Here is a 20470-nt window from a genome sequence, read left to right on the forward strand (position 1 = left end):
GGCTGTCAGGCTCGACCGAATCGGGGCCGAGGTCAGTCGCGCGGCGCTCCCCCGATCTCCGCGATGATCCGGCGGACGTCTTCCGGGTCGAAGACATCGTCGGATGCCGCGAGCTCGGCCGGAGTGAACCACCGCACGTCGACGATGTCGTCCTGTTCACCCTCGGTCCAGGCATCCCGGGCGATCTCGAAACGAGGGGTGCGCAGCACGAAGTACACCGCGGTCCGACGCCCGTATGCCTCGGCCGGGGGCAGCTCGATCTCACGGAACGCGACCGGCTCGCCCACGGTCTCCACGCGGAGTCCGGTCTCTTCGTACAGTTCGCGGATCGCCGCGGTCGCGGCATCCTCACCGGGGTCGATTCCGCCGCCCACCGTGAGCCAGCGCGCGGGACGCACGCGCCGGCCCCAGTGCTGCTTCATCAGCAGCAGGGCGCCGTCCTCGTCGAACACCAGCACGCGAGCCGTGTCGCGCGTTCTCGGGGTCGTCTCGTCGGTCACGGGAGGATTCTGTCAGAGCACGCTCTTGGGCAGGCGGTGCAGCGTCACCGCCCCGATCGCGCGGAACGGATGCAGCGGGTCGGGGTCCTCCGACCCCGTCGGGCCTCCCAGCTCGCTGTGCACGACCGCGCTCATCACCGCGTACGCGTCCATCGCCTCCCACTCGCGTTCGTCGACGAGGTGGTCGAACACGTCCTCGTAGCCGCGGCGGATGCTCTCCTGCACCGGGTCGCCGAGGCCGACGAAGATCCACTCCTCGGCGGTCTCCACCCGCGGCGCGCGCAGGCCGGCATCCTTCACGAGGTCGATCGAGACCACCGCGACACCGGCCGCTTCGATCGCGACGAACGACGACTCTCCGCGCGCCATCACGGCGTGGATGTCGCCGATCGACAGCAACGCTCCCTCGACCGCGACCGGGAGGTACACGGTGGCGCCCGGGGCGACGTCGGTGAGGTCCATGTTGCCGCCGAGCGCGGTCGTGGGCATGACGGTGGAGTGCGTCCCCGCGGCGGGGGCGGTGCCGATGCATCCGATCATCGGGCGCGCGGGCACCACGTGCCGATCGGTGAGGTGCACGCCCTCGGCGTCGATCGGGATGCGGCGGCTGACGACGCGATCGGGCATGCGGTGCTGCAGCGCCCCGGCACCCGGGAGGCTCTGCGACCAGCCGAACGCGCCGAGCCGGATCTCGTGCACGTGCACCGCGAGCGCGTCGCCGGGCATCGCGCCCTCGACGAAGACGGGGCCGGTCACGGGGTTGATCGGCGCGCGCAGCGCCGCCAGGTCGCCGTGGTCGTGCAGTTCGGCGTAGACGGCGTCGTCGGTCTCGAACGAGACGGTCTCCCCCGTGCCGGGGTGGATCCGCAGCACCGGATCGACCCCGGCGTCGAAGCCCGGGCGACCGAGCTCCTTGCCGAGCGCGTGGGTGACGCTCGTCACGAGGCCACCTCGCCGCCGCCCTCGCCGGCCGTCGCGGTCGCGTGCTCGGGCAGGGGCCCGGTCGCGCCGCCGTTCTTGCGGGCGAAGATGGCGTAGACGACACCGCCGACGACGAGCCACAGGATGCCGCCGATCTTGGCGGTGATGTCGGCGTTGAGCAGCACGTAGCCGATGATGAGGAACCCGATGACCGGGACGACGAGGTGCAGCAGGTAGTTCTTCGACTTCTTCTTGCCGAGGTAGTACACGGCGACCGACACGTGCAGTAGGAGGAAGCCCAGCAGCGCGCCGAAGTTCACCAGCGACGAGATCACCGCGATCTGTCCAACGAAGAACAGCACGAGCACGAGCGAGATCGCGCTGACCGACAGGATCGCCGCGAGCGGCACCTGACGGGAGTTCACCTTCGACAGGAAGGCGGGGAGGCGCCGGTCGCGGCTCATCGAGTACAGCAGGCGCGAGGTGGCGGCCTGGGCGGCGACGGCGTTGGCGATACCGACCGCGACCACGTTCACCGCCAGGAACGCCGTGGCCCATCCCGAACCGGCGGCCTGCGCCACGAGAAGGAAGAACGCGTTGTTGACGTCGTCGTCCGAGAAGGCGATCGTGCCGGCGGCCAGGGCGCTCGCGAACCACGTCTGCGCGATGAAGAGCACCGCGACCACGAGCAGGGCGATGATCATCGCGCGTCCGCCGGACTTGCGGTCGCCGGTGGACTCCTCGGCCATCGTCGAGATGCCGTCGAAGCCGAGGAAGCTCAGCACCGCGATCGACAGGGCGGTCGCGATGAGTGCGGGGTTGACCTTCTCGGCATCCCACACCGGGGCGATCGAGAACTCCGCGCCGGGGATCGCCCCGCTCGAGAGGGCGACCATCGCGATGACGACGAAGATGACGACGAAGGCGAGCTGGATGCCGAGCATCACGCGGTTCGCGATCTTGATCGAGCCGATGCCGAGCACGTTGATGACGGTGTTGATGATCACGAACGCCACGGCCCAGATCCACTGCGGCACGTCGGGGAAGATGCCGGCCATGCTCGACGCGGCGAAGACGTAGAGCAGCGTGGGCACGAGCAGGTAGTCGAGCAGGATCGCCCAGCCGGCGAAGAAGCCCACGGTGGGGTGGATGCCGCGACCGACGTACGAGAAGACCGAGCCCGCGATGGGGAACGCCTTCGACATCTGCGCGTAGGCCAGAGCGGTGAAGATCATCGCCACGACGCCCGTGATGTACACCAGCGGGACCATGCCGCTCGCGGCGTTGTAGACGACGCCGAAGATCGCCCACGGGGCGATCGGCACCATGAAGACGAGGCCGTAGACGACCAGGTCGAGGGTGGACATGGAGCGCTTGAGCTCCTGCGTGTAGCCGAAGGCCTCCAGCGATTGCTGGGCTTCGGGGGCGTTCTTCGACATCGAGGCTCCTGGTTCGGGTGGGGTGTGGCGGGGTCGGGGCGGACGGGTCAGGGAAGGGGGGCGAGGAAGTCGGCGATCACGCCGCGGAAGACGTCGGGCATCTCGAGGTGGGTGCAGTGGCTCGCTCCGGCGAAGACGTGCGCGCGCGCACCGGGGATCTTCTCCACGAACGGCGCCCACGTTTCCGGGGTCGCCTCGTCGAACTCGCCGGCGACGACGAGGGTGGGCACCGCCACCTGCGGCAGGCGGTCGATGATCGTCCAGTCACGGCCGGTGCCGACGACGTGGAACTCGTTCGGTCCGTTCATCGTGTGGTAGACCGTCGGGTCGGCGAGCATCTGGGCCTCGCTGTCGACGAAGTCCTGCGGCATGGGCGTGATGCGGCAGACGTAACGCTCGTAGAACACGCGCGTGGCCTCGACGTAGTCGGGGTGGTCGAGGGTGCCGTCGGCCTCGTGGCGGTCGAGGGCCTCGCGGTTCTCGGCGGGGAGTTCCGCGCGCAGCCGGGCCGCGCCGTCGAGCCAGAGCTGCATGGATGCCGGGGAGTTGCAGATCATCAGCCCCTCGAGCCCCGCGGGGCGGCGCACGGCGATCTCGGCACCGAGCATCCCTCCCCACGACTGACCGAGCACGTGGTACTCGTCGAAGCCGAGCGCCTCGCGCAGGTTGTGGAACTCGTCGACGAAGAGCTGCGGCATCCAGCGCTCGGCGGGCGCGTCGGGGTGGTGCGAGCTGCGGCCGCAGCCGATCTGGTCGTAGTGCACGACGGTGCGACCGGTGATGTCGGCGAGGGCGTCGAGGTTCGACACGTAGTCGTGGGCCATCCCCGGGCCGCCGTGGAGCACGAACAGCGGGGCGCGGCCCGTCGACTCGGCGGGTTCGGTCAGTCGGGCCCAGGTGAAACCGTCGAGGAACGGGACGGTGATCTCGCGTTGCATGGAGTCATCGTGGACCCGTTAAAGGTGCGTTGGCAAACCTTTTCTGCGGATTTAACATGGAGGAAACGACGGGAGCCCATGGCCGAGACCGACGACGCCTCCCTGGTGGAGCGCGTGACCGAGCGCCTCATCACCGCCGTCGCGGTGGGCGAGTTCCTCCCCGGCACGCGCCTGCCCGCCGAGCGCGACCTCTCCCCCCTCCTCGGGGTGGGACGCACGACCGTCCGCGCCGCCCTCGACGACCTCTCGGCGCGGGGCCTCATCGAGCGCCGCCGCGGCCGCAGCGGAGGCACCTTCGTGGCCGAGCAGTGGCCCGACTCGGTCGTGGTCGGCGTCGACAGGTGGTTCGAGCAGCGCTGGAGCGACCTCGTCGACGCGTGCACGGCGAGCTCGATGCTCCACGCGTCGCTGGCCCGCCTGGCCGCCGAGCGCCGGACGGATGCCGATATCGCGATCCTGCGCGAGCGCCTGGGCGCGTTCCACGCGGCGGATTCCGGAGATCCCAAGCAGCGCGCCGACAGCCTGCTGCACCTGTCGATCATCGACGCGGCCCACAACACCGCACTGCGCGACATCCTGCTCGATCACGAGCGTCACCTCTCGCTCTCCGCCCCCGCGCACCCCTGGGGGGACCGCGAGAGTCATCGCCGCATGGAGTCGCGCGCCGCCCGCGAGCACGACGCGATCGTGCACGCGATCGTCACGGCCGCTCCCGACGAGGCCGCCGAGCTCGCCCGTCGCCACGTGCAGATCGATCTCGAGCTGTTCGCCGAGGCGCGCGCCTTCGCACGCCGCCGCGCCGCCGCCGCGCGCGACTGACCCCGCCGCGCCGCACCCCGCCCGCGAGACTGCACGCGGCTGACGTCTCGGTTGCAGGATGCCGCCGAGTCGCCAGCGGGATGCAGTCTCGCGGCCCACGGGTTGTCGAACCCGCCCGCGGCGGGGCGCCGGACCCGGCGGGTTACAGGCGCGCCTCGAGCCCCGCCCGCGCCGCGGGCCACTCCTCGCGGAGGATCGAGAAGTACAGGGTGTCGGCGACCGAGCCGTCCGGGGCGATGCGGTGCCGACGCAGGCGCCCCTCGCGCGTCGCGCCGAGGCGCTCGATCGCCCGCGCGCTGCGCTCGTTGCGGGCGTCGCACCGCAGCGCGACCCGGTTCACGCCCCACGCGTCGAACGCGTGCCCGAGCAGCAGGAGCTTGGCCGCGGGATTGGTGCGCCCACCTTGGAAGGCGCGGCCGTACCAGGTGGTGCCGATCTCGACCCGCCCCTGCGCGGGCACGTACTCGTAGAAGGTCGTCGCCCCGCGCACGGTGCCGGTGTCGGCATCCTGCACCGTGAAGGCGTACAGTCCCGGCGTCTCCCGCTGGTGTTCGACGCGTGCGGCGTACGCGTCGACCGAATCGGCCCATGGCGTGGTCATGCGGCTCCACAGCTCGGGGTCGGTGAGCGGCCACGCCGCCGCGGCGTGGGAGGGATCGGCGGGGACGAGACGGATGCCGTGGCCCTCGAGCACGATGTCGTGCGCGGTCATCGCGCCTCCAGCTGGGCCACGAACTCGTCGGCCGCGGCGACCTTGCGCCGCAGGTCTTCGCGACGCTGCAGCGCCTCGTCGCGGATGTCGGCGAAGCGCGCGCGCAGATCGGCGTCGTCGGGGCGCGCCTCGAGCCCGTCGACGACCGCGAGCAGCTCGCCCATCTGCTCGAGCGAGTAGCCGAGCGGCTTCATGCGACGGATCAGCAGCAGCCGCGATTCGTCATCGGCGGTGTACAGGCGGAAGCCGCCGTCGGTGCGGGCGGAGGGGCGCAGCAGGCCGATCTCGTCGTAGTGGCGGAGCGTGCGCACCGACAGCCCCGTCCGCTCGGCGAGCTCGCCGATCTGCATCTGCCGGTCGTCGGTCATGGCATCCCCGATCCCGCAAACCTCACGTTACGGTAGAGTTGGTGGCGGTCGCGATCGCGACCCCCCTATTCTTCCCCGCGTCGACGCGGGTTCCCTCCCCGTCCAGGAGACCTCTCATGACAGACGTCCTCGCGCGCCCGCGCCCCGAACCGACCGTGCTGCAGGCCCTGCGCTCGCCGCGCCTGCTCACCCGCGAGGTGCTCGCCGGCCTCGTCGTCGCGATCGCGCTCATCCCCGAGGCCATCGCGTTCTCGATCATCGCCGGCGTCGACCCCCGCCTCGGGCTGTTCTCGTCGTTCGTGATGGCGGTCGCGATCGCCTTCCTCGGCGGGCGCCCCGCGATGATCTCGGCGGCCACCGGGGCCATCGCGCTCGTGATCGCCCCCGTCGCCCGCGAGCACGGGGTCGACTACCTGCTCGCGACCGTGATCCTCGGCGGCATCCTGCAGGTGATCCTCGGTCTGCTCGGCGTCGCCAAGCTCATGCGCTACATCCCGCGCAGCGTCATGGTCGGCTTCGTCAACGCTCTCGCGATCCTCATCTTCATCGCGCAGGTGCCGCAGCTGATCGGCGTTCCGTGGGCGGTGTACCCGATCGCCGCGGCGGGACTGGCCATCATGTACCTGCTCCCCCGCGTGACGAAGGTCGTGCCGGCGCCCCTGGTCGCCATCGTGCTGCTCACCGGCGCCGCCGTGCTCTTCGGCATCTCGGTGCCGACCGTCGGCGATCAGGGCGCCCTGCCCGAGAGCCTGCCGGCGCTGCTCGTGCCGAACGTCCCGCTGACCGGCGAGACGCTGGGCATCATCCTGCCCTTCGCCCTCGCGATGGCGATCGTCGGGCTGCTCGAGTCGCTCATGACCGCGGCGCTCGTCGACGACATCACCGACACCCCCTCGTCGAAGACCCGCGAATCGCTCGGCCAGGGCGCCGCGAACGTACTGTCGGGCCTGTTCGGGGGCATGGGCGGCTGCGCGATGATCGGCCAGACGATGATCAACGTCAAGGCCTCGGGCGCGCGCACGCGCATTTCGACCTTCCTCGCCGGCGTCTTCCTGCTCGTGCTCGTCCTGGCCTTCGGCGACGTCGTCGCCATCATCCCGATGGCGGTCCTCGTCGCGGTGATGATCGTCGTGTCGATCGCGACCTTCGATTGGCACAGCATCCGGCCCTCGACCCTACGGCGGATGCCGCTGAGCGAGACGATCGTGATGGTGCTGACCGTCGCGATCACCGTGTGGACGCACAACCTCGCGATCGGCGTGGGGGTGGGCGTGATCGCGGCGGCGGTGCTGTTCGCCCGGCGCGTCGCGAGCCTGACGGACGTCACCCGCACGGTCGACGGCGACACCGCCCGCTACGTCGTCGAGGGCGAGCTGTTCTTCGCCTCGAGCAACGACCTCACCACGAAGTTCGCGTACCACGACGACCCGGCGCGCGTGGTGATCGACCTGTCGCGTTCGCACGTCTGGGACGCCTCGACGGTCGCCGCCCTCGACGCGGTGCAGACGAAGTACGCCCACCTCGGCACCACCGTGGAGCTCGCGGGCATGAACGACGCCGCCGCCCGCTTCCACGGTCGTCTCAGCGGGGGCCTCGGCGCCGGGCACTGAGGCCGGGTCCGCGTCACACGGGGCTGACCGCACGCTCCGCCTGCGCGAGTACGAACGCGTCGGCAGATGGATGCCTGACCGGCGTCAGGACCGCAGCGTCGTCGACGGCGTCTCGCCGAACTCCCCGCGGTACATCGCGGCGAAGCGGCCGAGGTTGGAGAAGCCCCAGCGCGCGGCGATCGCGGCGACCGTCTCGACCGACGGGTCGGCGCTGCGCAGCTCGGCGCGCGCCGCGTCCAGACGCACGCGACGCAGGTACTGCATCGGGGTGCGTCCCGTCGCGGCCCGGAAGGCGTACTGCAGACCACGGGGCGACAGCCGCGCCGCCTGGGCGATGTCGGCGAGCACGACGGGCTCGGCGGCATGCGCCTCGACGTAGGCCTTCGCGCGGCGCACCGGCGCGGGCAGCGGGCGCGACGGGCGCCCGGCCGCGAGGGCGTCGGTGAACGTCGTGGGGAAGGTCATCAGCGACGCCTCGAGCATGAGCGTGCGCGCCTGCTGCTGGATGAGCGGGGTGCGCTCGGGAGAGCGCAGGAGCACGTCGCGCGTGTACTCCCAGGTCCGCGACCAGTACCGCAGGCGCTGCTCGTTCACCGGCGCGTAGCCGGTCGCGCGCACGCGCAGTCCGTCGTCGCCCGACAGCCGTCGCGCGGCGTCGTCGAACTCCGTGCGCGAGAACGACACCGCGGTGCCGGCGATGCGGCCGGTGAAGGCGATCTCGAGGGGACGATCGACCACCATGAACGGCACCGAGGTGTCGATGCGCTCGCGACGATAGGTACCGGCGACACGAGGACCGGCGATCCGGCCCACGACCACCTGGTCGAGGGGGTCGGATTCGACCAGCATGGTCGAGCCGATCGTGTAGTCGCAGAAGCCGAATCCGGGCTCGGACGCGGCGTGCCACGCCAGCGCCGGCTGGATGGCATCCGCTCGGGCGATCCGCGCTCCGGGGACGATCGTCTGCCACAGGTGCTCCACCGTCTCGGCGTCGCGCGTCTCGATGTTCGTATGCTCCACGCAGGTTTCCTAAATCGTCCGTGAATGTGCGGCAAGACCGTTGCGCCAAAGGGCGCTCGCCCGGTATGGGAACGCTCTCACGCGCCGCGTACGGCGGATGACACTGTTCCCCTCCGACCGGCGATGGTCAGCGTGGATGACCCCCCACCCGTTTTCACCGTATCCCCCGAAGCGCCGGAAATGCGCATTTCGGCGCCGTCGGCCTCGGCACGCGACGAATGAGCCGCGAAGCGCAGGATGACGCCGCGGCGATTGACCTGCGTCGAGGCCGCGGCGAGCATTCGCAAGCGGCACTGCGGTGCCGGACTCGACCGCTCCCGTTCCCCGGCGCGGTGGTCGGCGGCGTCTCGGCGCGGAGCTCGTGACCCCGCGCCGAGACGTCGGGAGCCCGTCATAATGAGGAGGGCACCCGTTCGGTGCCCACTCGCCCGAGGGGATCCCGATGCCGTTCCGTACCGTGACGACCCTGCAGTCCTGGATCGACGACTTCCGCGCCCTGGGCTACGACGACGCCGACATCCTGCGCGTCATCCCGCAGGACAGCGAGAACGGCGAGGACGCGGGCCTCATCGCGGCGAAACTGCGCAGCGTGTCGACCACGTTCTACGTCGCGCCGGGGTCCGAGCCGGGCGCGACCGACTGGTCGGTGACCTTCGAGCCCCGCGAAGACGCGGCTCCCCTCGCCGCGGGTCGGGTCATGGCCCTCGCCGGAGAACTCGCGACCCTCGCCGCGCTGTGCTCGTTCCTGCAGGCGCGATCCGAGGCGTTCCTCGCCGCCGCCGACTGATCTCGGCGGTCCGAGCGCAGAGCCCGACCGCGCCTACCGGTGTCAGCCTCGGGCGGACGCCACGAGCTGGTCGAGCAGCGCCGCCAGTCGGCCCGCCTCCGCGGCATCCATCCGCGAGGCGGCCTCTTCGATGCGCGCGTCGAACGCCCGCAGGGCGCACCACGGCGGGGCGTCCAGATCGACGATGGCCGTGATGTGGTTGACCCGGCGGTCCTCGGCGTCGAGGTCGCGACGCACGGCACCACGCTGCACGAGTCGATCGATGAGGGTCGTCACCCCCGCCGACGTGATGCCGAGATGGTCGCGGACGTGCGAGGGTCGCGCGCCGGGGTTCTCGGCGACGAACAGCAGGGCGCGGGCGTCGAGCTCGTTGAGTCCGAGCTCCCGCCGGGCCTCGCCGGCGGCGATGCGCCGTTCCTCGCCGTAGGCGAGGAGGGCCCGCCCGAGTTCGGATGCCGGGAAGGGCGTCGACGACGCTTCGGAAGACGGCTGCACGACCCACGATCGTAGCGACCTCCTCCCTGCACGGCCGCCCCTTGCGGCGCCCGTGTCGCGGTGGATCCGAGTCCTCGGCCCCATACGCACGATGTCACCGCTGTCAAGAGGGCGTCGCTCACCGTCCCCGGGAGATAGGACGGACATCGAGACGCCCGTCGGGAGACGGGGTGCATCCCCTCGGGAGACGGGAGTGAGGAGAGAACCATGATCTACGGACAGCAGAGCGGACAGCAGGCGGGCTCGGTGTGGAGCATCGCCATGTCGACCGCGATGGGCAACGGCATCGTGCCGCGCTCGACCGACGAACCGCGCGAGCGCACGGCGCTGCGCTGGCCCTGGTCGCGCACACGTCACGCCGGCGAGGCGATGGTGGTCGCGCCCCGCGCCTGATCCACCGCCCCTTCACCCGACGCGTCGGTTCCTTCCCCCGGGAGCCGGCGCGTCGGCTCGTGTCCGGGCGTTCACACGATGGTCTTTCGGGCGTAACCCACCCCGAGGGGTCGACCCTTCAGCATGGGACGACCGCACCCGCGGTGCCTCTCCCCGGCCGAAATGAGACCCCGATGACGCGATCCATCCGTGTGCTCTCGCTGTACGAGGGCTTCTTCGCGGGCGGGGCCCGCATCCTGCATTCCGACGTGGTCGCGGGGCTCACCCGGGAGGGAACGCAGGAGCACCGCGTCCTCTCGCTCACCGCGTCGGCACGTCGGGACGCGTCGCTGCAGTGGGCCCGCGACGACACCCGCTATCGGCGCCTGCGCGCCGCCGGGGTGGAGATCGACGCATTCGATCGCGTCGCCGGCGACCGCCCCATCGCTCCGGAGGACTTCACCCCCACCGAGCTCGATCACGCCGCAACGCTGTTCGCCGAGGCCGATGTGATCCTGTCGCTGAAGGAGCAGCCGCTCAGCCTCGTCGTCGCCCTCGAGCGGGCCGGGATGCTCCCCGACGTGCCCCTCGCCGCGTGCCTGCACCGCTCCGACCCGACGCACTCCGGTCCCGCTCTGTCGTGGCTGGCGGATGCCGCCGCCTCGGGCGCCGTGACGGCCACCATCTCGTGCGCCTCCTCCACGGCCGAGGCCTACGCGCGCGCCGGCGTGCACGCGAGCGAGGCCCGCGTGATCGACAACGGCATCGACACGCGGCGATTCCGCCCGGGGACGCGCGCCGAGCGCCGTCGCATCCGCGCAGGACTCGGCATCCCCGAGACCGCCGCCGTGATCCTGCTGGCCGCGCGCTTCGACGCGATGAAGGACCCCGGCCTCTTCCTGCGCGCCGTCGCCGCGCACGCGCGACGCACCCCCGGTGCGCACTACGTGCTGTGCGGGTCGGGGATGACGCCCGAGAACCCCGCCTTCCGCGCGCTCCGGGCAGGGAGCGGCGTCGGCGCCGACGTCGCCGTGCACGCGCTCGGTCTGCGCGAAGACATGCCCGAGCTGTACCGGATCGCCGACGTGGTGGCCCTGACGAGCGCCTTCGGCGAAGCCTCCCCCCTCTGCCTGGTGGAGGGAGCGGCCTCCGGCGCCGTTCCGGTCACCACCGACGTCGGCGACGCGGCCCGCGTGGTCGCCGGTTTCGGCCTCGTGACCCCGCGCGACGTCGACGCGATCGCCCTGTCGTGGGAGGAGGCGCTCGCCCAGCGTCCGACACTGCGCGCGGCCGCTCTCGCCGCGCGCAGCCGCCTGGATCGACGTCGCATGATCGCCGAGTATGGCGGCGCGATCTCGGGGCTCCTGCTGCGCGACGCCCTCGCCGCCTGACGGGCGGATCACCCTAAGCGCCGTGCGGCCGACGCACCATCCCCGCGCCCGGCCCGCCGAAGCGTGTCTACAGTGAGTCATGACCGCCCGCATCGTGTCGATCGGCACGGCCCTGCCCGAGACCCGCGTGACCCAATCAGCGCTGCGCGACCTGTTCGCCGCGCAACCGGGCTTCGACCGCAAGGCGCAGCGCCTGGTCGGTGCCGCGTTCGACGCCGCGGCGATCGACACCCGTCACGTCGTGCTCCCGCAGCTGGCCGGCGCCGCCGATGACGGCCTCGCCGTGCGCGACGGCGACACACTGCTGATGCCGCCCACGGGTGCGCGCAACGACGAGTACCGCCGCACCGCTCCCGGGCTCTTCGCCGCGGCGTCGCGCGCCGCGATCGAGGGATCCGGGTACGACACGGAGGCCGTCACGCACGTGGTCACCGTGTCGTGCACCGGGATGTTCGCGCCGGGACCCGACTACCACCTCGTGCGCGACCTCGGCCTGATGCCCACGGTGGAGCGCTACCACCTCGGCTTCATCGGCTGCGCGGCCGCGATCCCCGCGCTCCGCCTCGCGGCGCGCATCGTCGGCGACGACCCCGCCGCGATCGTGCTCGTGGCCTGCACCGAACTGTGCTCGTTGCACTGGCAGACCTCGTCGCACCCCGATCAGATCGTCGCGGCCTCCGTGTTCGCCGACGGTGCGGGCGCCGCGATCGTGGCATCCGGGGATCCCTCCCGCGGAGGTCTCGACCTCGACGGCTTCGCCACGCACGTCACCGACGAGGGCGAGAAGGACATGGCCTGGACCGTCGGCGACTCGGGCTTCGAGATGACCCTCACCCCCGAGGTGCCGCGCATCATCGGCCGCGAGATCTCGGCGATCGCCGCCGGCGTGCTGGGAAACACGGCGAGCGTCGACGCGTGGGCGGTGCACCCGGGCGGCCGCAGCATCCTCGACCGCGTCGAAAGCGCCCTCGGCCTGGATGCCGCGGCCCTCGCCCCCTCGCGAGAGGTGCTGCGCGCGCACGGCAACATGTCGAGCGCCACGCTGCTGTTCATCCTGCGCGATCTGCTGGCCGACACGGCACGCGTCGAGGGCGATCGCGTGGCGGCCCTCGCGTTCGGACCGGGACTCACGGTGGAGGCCGCCCACCTCACCGTGCGCCGCGTGACCCCGTGAGCACGCGACACGGCCTCGCGCGGCGCGACACCGCCCTGACCGAGCTCATGGACGACCCCGACTGCGACCCGCGCGCGCTCGCGGCGACCTACCGCCGTTTCGATGTCGTGAATCGTCTCGTGTCGGCGTGGGGCCATGTGTACCGCACCCGCGTGCGGCCGGAGCTCGCGGCCCTCGGCCGCCCCGCCCGCGTGCTCGACCTCGGCTCCGGGGGCGGTGACGTCGTCGCGCGTCTCGCCGCCCTCGCCGCCCGCGACGGCCTCGATGTGGAGTGGGTGGGAGCCGATCCCGACCCCCGGGCGTACGAGGCCGCGCGTCGGCGGGAACGCCCGGGCGTGCGCTTCGTGTCGCAGGGGTCGCGGGAGCTGATCGACGCGGGAGAGACGTTCGACCTCGTGCTGTCGAACCACGTGCTGCACCACCTCGACGCGGCGTCGCTGCGCGCGTTCGCCGACGACTCGCTGGCTCTCTCGCGCGGCGCCGTGCTGCACGCCGACATCGCGCGCGGTCGCCTCGCCTACGGGCTCTACGCCGTGGGGATCACCCCGCTCTCGGCCGGGACGTTCCTGCGCGTCGACGGACTGCGCTCGATCCGACGCAGCTATCGCGCCGCCGAGCTGTCGGCCGCCCTCGGCGCGCCCTGGCGGGTGCAGACGCCGGCCCCGTTCCGCCTCCTGGCGACGGCGAGGGGGCGGGCCCGTGCCTGAGGTCCTCGTCGTCGGAGCGGGACCCGTCGGACTCGCGCTCGCCGCCGATCTGCGGGCGCGGGGCGTCGAGGTCGACATCGTCGAGCGGCGCGTCGATCCCGGCGCGGGGACGCGGGCGATCGGAATCCACTCCCCCGCCCTGGCCCTGCTCGAGGGCTCGGGCGCGACGGACGGCATCCGCGAGCGCGCCGTGCGCATCTCCCGCGGTGAGGCGCGCGCCGACGGTCGCGTTCTCGCCGAGATCCGCTTCGACCGTCTGCGCGCACGCCATCCCTACGTCGCCGCCCTGCCCCAGTCCGACACGATCGCCGTGCTGTCGGCCCTGGCGCCCCCGGTGCGGCGCGGGGCGGCGGTGCGTTCCCTGCACCCCGGGAACGACGGCGTGCGGGCGCGGCTCGACGACGGGAGCGAGATCCGGGCGGGCGTCGTCGTCGTCGCCACGGGGTGGGCGGGTCGTTCCCTCGTCTACCGCCCCGGAGCGGTGCGGACTCACGCCTACCCCGATCGGTACGTGATGGCCGACGTCGCGGCATCCGGGGGTCCGATCGCCCGCGTGCACCTCGAGCGCGACGGCGTGGTCGAGTCGTTCCCGCTCCCCGACGGCCGCCGCCGGCTCGTCGCGTGGGCGGGGGCGGCGCCGGTGGCGGATGCCGACGCCTTCCTCCGCGACGCCGTCGCGGCCCGCACCGGCACCGACCTCGACATCGCGGGCGCGTCGGCCTTCGGGGTGCGGCGGGCCGTCGCCCCCGCGCTGCGGCGGGGCCGGATCGTCGTGGTCGGCGACGCCGCGCACGAGGTCAGCCCGATCGGCGGCCAGGGGATGAACCTCGGTCTGCTCGACGCCCTCACCCTCGCACCCCTGCTCGCCCCGTGGGTGCGGCGCAGCGACGACGCGGGGCTCGCCCGGTGGGAGCGCGACCGTCTCGCCTCGGCCCGCCACGCCGCCCGCCTGGCCTTCCTCAACACGCTGCTCGGTCGCGCCGCCGTCCCGGCCGCCCACGCCGTGCGCACGACGGCGTTGCGCACGGCCCTGCGCGGACCCGGGGGCGCGGTGTTCACGCGCGCGTACGCGATGCGATTCGACCGCGCGGCACGGGGCTGAGGAGGGGCCGCCGCAGCGCAGACGGGATCGGGTTCGGGTGACGTGCGGACGCCGCGCTCTCAGGCGACGACCAGCTGCGCGGCGAGCAGCAGCGCCGCCAGCATCGTCAGCTGGAACACCGAGCGCCCCGGCGCGCGGACGAACGCCGTCGTCACCGCGGCGGCCGCGACCACGAGCACCGCCGCGAAGAACACGATGCCCACCACCGTGGCATCCGTCCCCGTCAGCACCGCGATCGCGCCGACGACGATCCCGACCGCGGCGAGCACGACCGAGGAGCGCGCGCCGAGCCGGTGCGGGAGTCCGCGCACGCCGGTCCGCCGGTCGTCGTCGAGGTCGCGCACGACGTTGGTGAGGTGCACGGCGGCGCCCAGCGCGGCGCCGGCGAGCGACGCCCACGGGGCGGCGAGGCCCGGGGCGGGCAGCGCGAGCGTCGCGAACGAGGGGAACAGCCCGAAGCTCAGCACGAACGGCGCGATCGAGAACGGCGTCGACTTCAGTCCGGCGTTGTAGGCCCAGGCCGAGGCGAGCGCGAGGGCGTGGGCCGCGAGCAGTCCCGCCCCGAGCGGCGCCGAGAGGGCCAGCGCCGCGACGACGGATGCCACGGCCACGGCGAGCGCGCGCTCCGGGGCGACCGCTCCCCCGGCGATGGGCTTGTCGGTGCGGCCGACGGCCGCATCGCGGGCGCCGTCGATCGCGTCGTTCGAGAGGCCGACGGACACCTGCCCGCAGAACACGGCCACGACCAGCAGCGCGAGCCGGCCGGCGTCGACACCGGCGGCGATCCCGAGGGCGAGCGACAGAACCGTCACGACGAGCGTCGGCCCCGGATGCGTGGCTCCCCACAGCGCCCTCACGAGGGGCGGCTTCGCCGCGGCATCCGTCACCCGATGACGCTATCGCGCCCTGCCTCTCGCGGGGCACGGCGCCCGGATTCCGCACCGCGGCCGTCGGACGGCCCGTGTTCCCGTGCGAGCGGAAGGACGGGATCGACCACTCGACGAAGGAAGCCGAGAAGTCTTGGCACTCTCAGGGTGAGAGTGCTAATCTGCTGCCAAGTTGAGCGAAGAGGACTCAACTTCACGACCCGGATGCCCCATCCGGACCGATCGAAAAGGAGAACGACCATGGCCACCTACGACCCCTTCCGCGACCTCGACCGCCTCGCGTCGACGCTCCTCGACGCCCGCCGCGGCGGTGGTCCGCGCCGGATGCCGATGGACCTGTACCGCGACGGCGACCACTACGTGCTCGCGGCCGACCTGCCCGGCGTCGACCCCGGCTCTGTCGACATCGACGTCGACGGACAGCTGCTGACGATCCGCGCCGAGCGCACCCTCGGTTCCGGCGAGGGCGTCAAGTGGATCACACGCGAACGCGAGACGGCATCCTTCGTCCGTCAGCTCAACCTCGGTCAGGGCATCGACACCGAGCGCATCAGCGCCGCCTACCGCAACGGGGTGCTGTCTGTCACCATCCCGGTCAGTGAGAAGGCGAAGCCGCGCCGCATCTCCGTCTCGACCGAGAGCGACCACAGCGACGGGGTGATCGAGGCGCACGAGAGCGAGCCGCAACCGATCGAGCAGTGAGTGCTCCCGGGGGCGGGTAGACGCCGGGTGTTCCCGCGCCCCCGCTGCGGTGGATCGGCGGGCGCGCCACCGCCCGCGCGCGTTGCCGCGACGCCTGCCCGGGAACAGCGATGCCCCGATCGCCACACGCGACCGGGGCATCGTGCCGTGATCAGAGGTCTTCGGGGGCCAGGTCGCCCTGCCCCTCCTCCCCCAGCTCGACGACGCCGGGGTCCTCACCCTGCGAGTCGGTGCCCGTCGACTCCGGGTGGATGTCTTCGAGGGGGATGTCGCTGTCGTCGGCCGGGATCTCGGCCGGGTCGGCCCCGGTCGCGGTGGCGGGATTGATGTCGTCGGGGTCGGCCCCCTCGTCGAGCGCCGTGGTCGCGTCCCACTCAGCCTGGGCGGGGTCGAGGGCGGGATCCGGCTCGATGGAGGTGTCGCCGTCGCGCAGCGGCTGCACGCCCGCGATCCCCTCCTCGCCCACCGGGGTCGTCGCGTCGGGGGTCGGGTCGATCGAGGCGTCGCTCATGGGGGTCCTTCCGTCGGACGCGGGTGGCCGCCGGGATCGGCGGTCGTTCCATCCAACGCGGCCCGGCCCGGCCCGCCCGGGCCCTTGACAGGCGTCATCGCGCGCTCCCGCCGCGTGCCGGAGCAGCCCTCCGCCCGCGAGGAACGCCGTTCGTGCGCGGAAACGCTCCGCCGCCGCGTTTCTTGCGCACGGACGGCGTTTCTCGACCCGGGGCCGGGGCGGCGCCGGGGCCGGGGCCTATACGGCACCGGGGACGATCCCTCAACCCCGGGGGCCCGCCGTCGAGACCGCGCGAAGACTGGCAGCAGCCCCGGAAACCACACGAAAGAGGACACGCATCATGGCCCAGGTCATCGAAACCATCGACGTCGACGTTCCCGTCCGCGTCGCGTACAACCAGTGGACCCAGTTCGAGGAGTTCCCGCACTTCATGAGCTACGTGGAGTCGATCACGCAGAAGACCGACACGCTCACCCACTGGAAGGTGAAGATCGCCGGCGCCGAGCGCGAGTTCGACGCCGAGATCACCGAGCAGCACCCCGACGAGCGCGTCGCGTGGAACAGCGTCGGCGGCGACGAGAACCACGCCGGCGTCGTGACCTTCCACCGCCTGTCGGACGCCGAGACGCGCGTCACCGTGCAGATCGACTGGGAGCCCGCCGGCGCCCTCGAGAAGCTCGGTGCGGTCTTCGGCGCCGACGACCACTCGGTGAAGAAGGACCTCGCCAACTTCAAGGAGTACATCGAGTCCCGCGGCGCCGAATCCGGCGCCTGGCGCGGCGACGTCAGCTGACGACCGCTCCCCTACGACGAAGCCGGGTCCCGCGAGGGGCCCGGCTTCGTCGTGTCAGGACGCCGGATGCCGCGGCATCCGCTCCGCAACGGCTGTCACCACTGCGGGTGGATCTCCGCGCGCAGGCGCCGGTCGTACACGTCGTGCACGAGGGCGTCGAACGCGTCGAGGTCGAACCCTCCCTCGAGAAGATCGGCCGCTGCCGCATTGGCCTGCGCCTGCGCCGTCGACCGGGCCCCCGGGATCACCGAGGTGATCCCCTCGCGCGAGGCGATCCACGCCAGGGTCGCCGCGGGCAGGCCGACCCCCTCGGGGAGAGAAGCCTTCAGCTCGTCGGCGGCCGCAACGCCCTCGTCGAACGGGACGCCCGAGAACGTCTCGCCCTTGTCGAACGCCTCGCCGTTGCGGTTGTAGGAGCGGTGGTCGTTCTCGGCGAACGTCGTCGAGCGGGAGTACGTGCCCGAGAGCAGTCCGCTCGCCAGCGGCACGCGCGCGAACACGGCGACGTTCTTCTCGGCCGCGAGCGGCAGCACCTCGTCGAGGGGCTTGAGCCGGAAGGGGTTGAAGATGATCTGCAGGTTGGTCAGGTTCGGTCGCCGCAGCGCCGAGAGAGCCTGATCCATCGTCTCGACCGAGGCGCCGTAGGCCGCGATGACCCCCTCGGACACCAGCTGATCGAGAGCGTCCCACGTGGCGTCGTCGTCGATGACGGCCGACGGCGGGCAGTGCAGCTGCACGAGGTCGAGCGTCTCGGTGTCGAGCAGGCGCCGCGACCGGTCGAGCCAGACGCGGAAGTTCTCCATCACGTAGTTCTCGGGCACCTGATCTTCACGACGGCCCATCTTGGTCGCGACGGTGATGTCGTCGGCATCCCGGCTCTTCAGGAACGCCCCGATGATCTGCTCGGACCGGCCGTCGCCGTAGACGTCGGCGGTGTCGAAGAGGGTGACTCCGGCGTCGGCGGAGGCCGCCAGGACGGCGCGCGCGTCGTCTTCGCTGACATCGCCCCAGTCGGCGCCGAGCTGCCAGGTGCCGAGGCCGATGGCCGAGACCTCGCGGCCGGTACGGGAGAGGGGACGCTGCTGCATTGCGGTTTCCTTTCGAAGCTCCGTCGAGCCTATCCAGCCCCTCCGACACCGGGGCCGAACGGGACCGGATGCCGCAGACCGGCGTCGCGCAACCCCGCCCCCGCCCGCCGCGCGGCGACCTAGCGTGGCGTCACACCCACGGAAGGATCAGCATGGACACCCCCGCCGAGCGGCTCCCCGGAGCCGACGAAGAGAACCTCGTCCCCGAGTCCGACGGTCTCGCCGCCGACATCCCCGCCGGCGCCGCGGGCGCCGACTCCGGCGCCGTCGGAACGGCGCGGATCGATCCCGACGACGAAGCACGGCTGCAGAACATCTCGAGCCAGAACGATCTGCCCGGCGTCGGCACCCGCGCCGCCGACGGCCTCACCGAGCGGGACTCGAGCGGGAGCGGGTCGACCTCGCGCCACACCGAGGACACGCAGGGCGCCGATCGCCACGCGACCGAGAGCACCCCCGCCTCTCCCCCGCGCGACGCCGACGGTGGCGAGGCGCACGTCGGCGCCGACGACCCGATCGCGGCGTTCCAACCGGGCGTCGGCCGTGACTCGGCGGCATCCAGCAAGATCGCCCAGCGACTGCCCGACCCCGACGACGCCTGACGGGTCCGCGCGGGAGGTTCCGCCGCCGGCGCCTCCCGCGCCCGGTCCCCTCGACGGGCTCGGGAACCTCCCTCCCCGCCGGAGGTCGAGTCCGTACCTTCAGTGCGCCAGACGCAGCGCGTCCTCGGCGAGGTGGAAGAAGTCGGACATCGCCTCCGACACCGCCACAGCGTCGGTGTCGGCCATCATCAGCACCACCGTCGCCTCCCCCGTCTCATCGCGCACAAACCAGCTGCCGGTGAGCACGCCGCGGCTCGATCCACCCTTGAACGCCACGTACGGCCACGCTCCGACGTCGAGTCCCTGCCCCGGGTTCTCGCTCAGGATGCCGAGCACCTCGGCATCCTGGGTCTGCTGCAGTGCGCGATGCACGGCGGCGACGTCGGCGGCCGAGGCGAACCAGTCGAACCCGTCCTGCCACTCGGGGGTGACGACCCTCTCGCCCTCGACGGCGAGCGGGGCCGCGTCGATGCGGTCGAGGAGCGCGCGCTTGCCCGCCTCGTCGGCCGCCTCCCACTCGGCGCGCACGGCGGGGTCGCCCCAGCCGAGGGTGAACAGCTCCTTGGTCGAGACGAAGGGCCGCAGCGCGGCGGGATCGGAGTGACCGCTGCGCGCCACCGCCGCCTCGACGCGCTCGCGTCCGAGCCGGGCGATCAGCAGGTCGGTCGCGGTGTTGTCGCTGATGCGGATCATCGCCGAGGCCGCCTCGCGCACCGACACCTCGGTGCCGGTGGGAGCGTCCTGCAGCTCCCCCGAGGGGAGGCTGCGGTCGGCGTCTTCGAGCACGAGCGTGTCGTCCCACGACAGATCGCCGGATGCCACGGCATCCGCCACCGCCAGGAGCACGTACAGCTTGAACACCGATGCCAGGGGCGCGGAGCGCTCGGCGTCGATCGACACGACCGTCTCGTCACCGCGCTGCACGAGCGCGCTCACCTGGCCGGGCAGCTCGCGCAGCCGCCGCTCCACCTCGTCGAGCGAGGTCGAGGGTTCCCACGCGGGGGCGACCGGACCCAGCAGCATCGTAGTGACGCGCCCGGAGGAGTCGATCGCGAGCGTGAGGTCGAACGGGTCGCCGAGGGCACCGGCGAGCGTGGCACGGGCCTGCGTCTCGGTCCCGGTGTAGGCGGTCACGGTGAAGGGCGCCGCCGGACGGATCTGCCGGTTCACCATCTCGGCGACCTGCTCGGCCGGCACCTGCTTCTGGAAGTTCTCGTCCAGCACGCGTGCCCACGCGCCGGGGGTGGTGTCGTCCTCGGCCTCGAACACGTCGATGATCCACGTCATGCGCTCCCCCACCGGGGTGGCGGGGATGTCGACGGATGCCGCGGGACTCCCGCTCGGAGCGGGTCTCGCGCTCGCGCACGCGGTGAGGGCGGCGACGGCGACGAGCGAGACGAGGCAGATGAGGCGACGGGCGAGAGTCACGGGGGTCCTTCCGGCGGGGTCCTCCCACGCTACGAGCGCGCGGCGTCTCCCGCCTCCCTCTCAGGATGGAGGTGCGCGAAGCGGCCGGCCGGGCTTCCTGCACA

23 protein-coding genes are annotated in these 20470 nt (G+C 72.4%); 11 read left to right on the plus strand and 12 right to left on the minus strand.

The window, feature by feature from the left end:
• Window positions 1-32: 32 nt before the first annotated feature.
• The 4 genes from AB1K56_RS01675 to AB1K56_RS01690 are packed head-to-tail and all read right to left on the minus strand — an operon-like array spanning window position 33 to window position 3798.
• The gene (locus tag AB1K56_RS01675; RefSeq protein ID WP_371204260.1) at window positions 33-500 is read right to left on the minus strand and encodes an NUDIX hydrolase; all 468 of its coding nucleotides are present in this window, start codon (window positions 498-500) and stop codon (window positions 33-35) included.
• A gap of 12 nt (window positions 501-512) precedes the next feature.
• Window positions 513-1442 (minus strand): acetamidase/formamidase family protein, encoded by a 930-nt coding sequence (locus AB1K56_RS01680; protein WP_371204261.1) that lies wholly within the window; start codon window positions 1440-1442, stop codon window positions 513-515.
• Complete coding sequence (locus AB1K56_RS01685; protein WP_136586729.1) at window positions 1439-2860, minus strand: APC family permease; 1422 nt, start codon at window positions 2858-2860, stop codon at window positions 1439-1441. The genes AB1K56_RS01680 and AB1K56_RS01685 overlap by 4 nt, the downstream gene beginning before the upstream one ends.
• A 47-nt stretch (window positions 2861-2907) precedes the next feature.
• Complete coding sequence (locus AB1K56_RS01690; protein WP_371204262.1) at window positions 2908-3798, minus strand: proline iminopeptidase-family hydrolase; 891 nt, start codon at window positions 3796-3798, stop codon at window positions 2908-2910.
• A gap of 78 nt (window positions 3799-3876) precedes the next feature.
• On the opposite strand from AB1K56_RS01690, the gene AB1K56_RS01695 reads away from it, so the two are divergent.
• Entirely contained in the window at window positions 3877-4617 is a 741-nt protein-coding gene (locus tag AB1K56_RS01695; protein ID WP_371204263.1) for a FadR/GntR family transcriptional regulator, read from the plus strand.
• A 142-nt stretch (window positions 4618-4759) separates the two neighbouring features.
• Here the strand turns inward: AB1K56_RS01695 and AB1K56_RS01700 are convergent, their stop codons facing one another.
• Together AB1K56_RS01700 and AB1K56_RS01705 are read right to left on the minus strand one after the other, a co-directional pair.
• Complete coding sequence (locus AB1K56_RS01700) at window positions 4760-5329, minus strand: GNAT family N-acetyltransferase (protein WP_371204264.1); 570 nt, start codon at window positions 5327-5329, stop codon at window positions 4760-4762.
• Complete coding sequence (locus AB1K56_RS01705; RefSeq protein WP_371204265.1) at window positions 5326-5697, minus strand: MerR family transcriptional regulator; 372 nt, start codon at window positions 5695-5697, stop codon at window positions 5326-5328. The genes AB1K56_RS01700 and AB1K56_RS01705 overlap by 4 nt, the downstream gene beginning before the upstream one ends.
• A 116-nt stretch (window positions 5698-5813) precedes the next feature.
• Here AB1K56_RS01705 and AB1K56_RS01710 point away from each other — a divergent pair, with 116 nt between their 5' ends.
• Window positions 5814-7307: a SulP family inorganic anion transporter gene (locus AB1K56_RS01710; RefSeq protein ID WP_371204266.1), complete on the plus strand. Its 1494-nt coding sequence runs from the start codon at window positions 5814-5816 to the stop codon at window positions 7305-7307.
• A gap of 84 nt (window positions 7308-7391) precedes the next feature.
• On the opposite strand, the gene AB1K56_RS01715 is transcribed toward AB1K56_RS01710, so the two are convergent.
• Window positions 7392-8327, minus strand: a complete 936-nt coding sequence (locus AB1K56_RS01715; protein ID WP_205822799.1) for an AraC family transcriptional regulator — start codon at window positions 8325-8327, stop codon at window positions 7392-7394.
• A 442-nt stretch (window positions 8328-8769) separates the two neighbouring features.
• On the opposite strand from AB1K56_RS01715, the gene AB1K56_RS01720 reads away from it, so the two are divergent.
• Window positions 8770-9114, plus strand: a complete 345-nt coding sequence (locus tag AB1K56_RS01720; RefSeq protein WP_371204267.1) for a hypothetical protein — start codon at window positions 8770-8772, stop codon at window positions 9112-9114.
• A 42-nt stretch (window positions 9115-9156) separates the two neighbouring features.
• On the opposite strand, the gene AB1K56_RS01725 is transcribed toward AB1K56_RS01720, so the two are convergent.
• A complete protein-coding gene (locus AB1K56_RS01725) occupies window positions 9157-9609 on the minus strand; it encodes a MarR family winged helix-turn-helix transcriptional regulator (protein WP_371204268.1) in 453 nt (150 codons plus the stop codon).
• Between the two features lie 207 nt (window positions 9610-9816).
• Here AB1K56_RS01725 and AB1K56_RS01730 point away from each other — a divergent pair, with 207 nt between their 5' ends.
• The 5 genes from AB1K56_RS01730 to AB1K56_RS01750 all read left to right on the plus strand — a co-directional run bounded on the left by AB1K56_RS01730 (window position 9817) and on the right by AB1K56_RS01750 (window position 14355).
• Window positions 9817-10002 (plus strand): hypothetical protein, encoded by a 186-nt coding sequence (locus AB1K56_RS01730; protein ID WP_264631356.1) that lies wholly within the window; start codon window positions 9817-9819, stop codon window positions 10000-10002.
• Window positions 10003-10175: 173 nt separating this feature from the next.
• Window positions 10176-11372 (plus strand): glycosyltransferase, encoded by a 1197-nt coding sequence (locus tag AB1K56_RS01735; protein ID WP_371204270.1) that lies wholly within the window; start codon window positions 10176-10178, stop codon window positions 11370-11372.
• A 79-nt stretch (window positions 11373-11451) separates the two neighbouring features.
• Window positions 11452-12546 (plus strand): type III polyketide synthase, encoded by a 1095-nt coding sequence (locus AB1K56_RS01740; RefSeq protein WP_371204271.1) that lies wholly within the window; start codon window positions 11452-11454, stop codon window positions 12544-12546.
• A gap of 47 nt (window positions 12547-12593) precedes the next feature.
• Window positions 12594-13253, plus strand: coding sequence for a methyltransferase domain-containing protein (locus AB1K56_RS01745; protein WP_371204647.1), 660 nt, complete (start codon window positions 12594-12596; stop codon window positions 13251-13253).
• Window positions 13246-14355, plus strand: a complete 1110-nt coding sequence (locus tag AB1K56_RS01750) for an FAD-dependent oxidoreductase (RefSeq protein ID WP_371204272.1) — start codon at window positions 13246-13248, stop codon at window positions 14353-14355. The genes AB1K56_RS01745 and AB1K56_RS01750 overlap by 8 nt, the downstream gene beginning before the upstream one ends.
• 59 nt (window positions 14356-14414) lie before the next feature.
• On the opposite strand, the gene AB1K56_RS01755 is transcribed toward AB1K56_RS01750, so the two are convergent.
• Window positions 14415-15242, minus strand: coding sequence for a UbiA family prenyltransferase (locus AB1K56_RS01755; protein ID WP_371204273.1), 828 nt, complete (start codon window positions 15240-15242; stop codon window positions 14415-14417).
• Window positions 15243-15482: 240 nt separating this feature from the next.
• Between AB1K56_RS01755 and AB1K56_RS01760 the strand changes: the two genes are divergently transcribed.
• Complete coding sequence (locus tag AB1K56_RS01760) at window positions 15483-15944, plus strand: Hsp20/alpha crystallin family protein (protein WP_371204274.1); 462 nt, start codon at window positions 15483-15485, stop codon at window positions 15942-15944.
• A 151-nt stretch (window positions 15945-16095) separates the two neighbouring features.
• Here AB1K56_RS01760 and AB1K56_RS01765 read toward each other — a convergent pair whose 3' ends face one another.
• Window positions 16096-16455 carry a sugar ABC transporter ATPase gene (locus AB1K56_RS01765; RefSeq protein WP_371204276.1) on the minus strand — a complete coding sequence of 120 codons (360 nt, stop codon included), beginning with the start codon at window positions 16453-16455 and terminating at the stop codon, window positions 16096-16098.
• 340 nt (window positions 16456-16795) lie between these two features.
• On the opposite strand from AB1K56_RS01765, the gene AB1K56_RS01770 reads away from it, so the two are divergent.
• Window positions 16796-17248: an SRPBCC family protein gene (locus AB1K56_RS01770; protein ID WP_371204278.1), complete on the plus strand. Its 453-nt coding sequence runs from the start codon at window positions 16796-16798 to the stop codon at window positions 17246-17248.
• Window positions 17249-17343: 95 nt separating this feature from the next.
• Here AB1K56_RS01770 and AB1K56_RS01775 read toward each other — a convergent pair whose 3' ends face one another.
• A complete protein-coding gene (locus AB1K56_RS01775) occupies window positions 17344-18336 on the minus strand; it encodes an aldo/keto reductase (RefSeq protein WP_371204279.1) in 993 nt (330 codons plus the stop codon).
• 152 nt (window positions 18337-18488) lie between these two features.
• Between AB1K56_RS01775 and AB1K56_RS01780 the strand changes: the two genes are divergently transcribed.
• Entirely contained in the window at window positions 18489-18938 is a 450-nt protein-coding gene (locus AB1K56_RS01780; RefSeq protein WP_371204280.1) for a hypothetical protein, read from the plus strand.
• 99 nt (window positions 18939-19037) lie between these two features.
• On the opposite strand, the gene AB1K56_RS01785 is transcribed toward AB1K56_RS01780, so the two are convergent.
• Window positions 19038-20366 carry a serine hydrolase gene (locus AB1K56_RS01785; protein ID WP_371204281.1) on the minus strand — a complete coding sequence of 443 codons (1329 nt, stop codon included), beginning with the start codon at window positions 20364-20366 and terminating at the stop codon, window positions 19038-19040.
• Window positions 20367-20470 lie beyond the last annotated feature (104 nt).

This window comes from Microbacterium sp. BWR-S6Y (assembly GCF_041379845.1).
GTDB lineage: Bacteria > Actinomycetota > Actinomycetes > Actinomycetales > Microbacteriaceae > Microbacterium > Microbacterium hydrothermale.

Bases quoted from the DNA above. Each gene is read 5' to 3' on its own strand.
- AB1K56_RS01685 (WP_136586729.1), bottom strand. From the start codon at position 2,860: ATGTCGAAGAACGCCCCCGAAGCCCAGCAATCGCTGGAGGCCTTCGGC.
- AB1K56_RS01690 (WP_371204262.1), bottom strand. From the start codon at position 3,798: ATGCAACGCGAGATCACCGTCCCGTTCCTCGACGGTTTCACCTGGGCC.
- AB1K56_RS01695 (WP_371204263.1), top strand. From the start codon at position 3,877: ATGGCCGAGACCGACGACGCCTCCCTGGTGGAGCGCGTGACCGAGCGC.
- AB1K56_RS01700 (WP_371204264.1), bottom strand. From the start codon at position 5,329: ATGACCGCGCACGACATCGTGCTCGAGGGCCACGGCATCCGTCTCGTC.
- AB1K56_RS01705 (WP_371204265.1), bottom strand. From the start codon at position 5,697: ATGACCGACGACCGGCAGATGCAGATCGGCGAGCTCGCCGAGCGGACG.
- AB1K56_RS01710 (WP_371204266.1), top strand. From the start codon at position 5,814: ATGACAGACGTCCTCGCGCGCCCGCGCCCCGAACCGACCGTGCTGCAG.
- AB1K56_RS01720 (WP_371204267.1), top strand. From the start codon at position 8,770: ATGCCGTTCCGTACCGTGACGACCCTGCAGTCCTGGATCGACGACTTC.
- AB1K56_RS01730 (WP_264631356.1), top strand. From the start codon at position 9,817: ATGATCTACGGACAGCAGAGCGGACAGCAGGCGGGCTCGGTGTGGAGC.
- AB1K56_RS01735 (WP_371204270.1), top strand. From the start codon at position 10,176: ATGACGCGATCCATCCGTGTGCTCTCGCTGTACGAGGGCTTCTTCGCG.
- AB1K56_RS01740 (WP_371204271.1), top strand. From the start codon at position 11,452: ATGACCGCCCGCATCGTGTCGATCGGCACGGCCCTGCCCGAGACCCGC.
- AB1K56_RS01745 (WP_371204647.1), top strand. From the start codon at position 12,594: ATGGACGACCCCGACTGCGACCCGCGCGCGCTCGCGGCGACCTACCGC.
- AB1K56_RS01760 (WP_371204274.1), top strand. From the start codon at position 15,483: ATGGCCACCTACGACCCCTTCCGCGACCTCGACCGCCTCGCGTCGACG.
- AB1K56_RS01765 (WP_371204276.1), bottom strand. From the start codon at position 16,455: ATGAGCGACGCCTCGATCGACCCGACCCCCGACGCGACGACCCCGGTG.
- AB1K56_RS01770 (WP_371204278.1), top strand. From the start codon at position 16,796: ATGGCCCAGGTCATCGAAACCATCGACGTCGACGTTCCCGTCCGCGTC.
- AB1K56_RS01775 (WP_371204279.1), bottom strand. From the start codon at position 18,336: ATGCAGCAGCGTCCCCTCTCCCGTACCGGCCGCGAGGTCTCGGCCATC.
- AB1K56_RS01780 (WP_371204280.1), top strand. From the start codon at position 18,489: ATGGACACCCCCGCCGAGCGGCTCCCCGGAGCCGACGAAGAGAACCTC.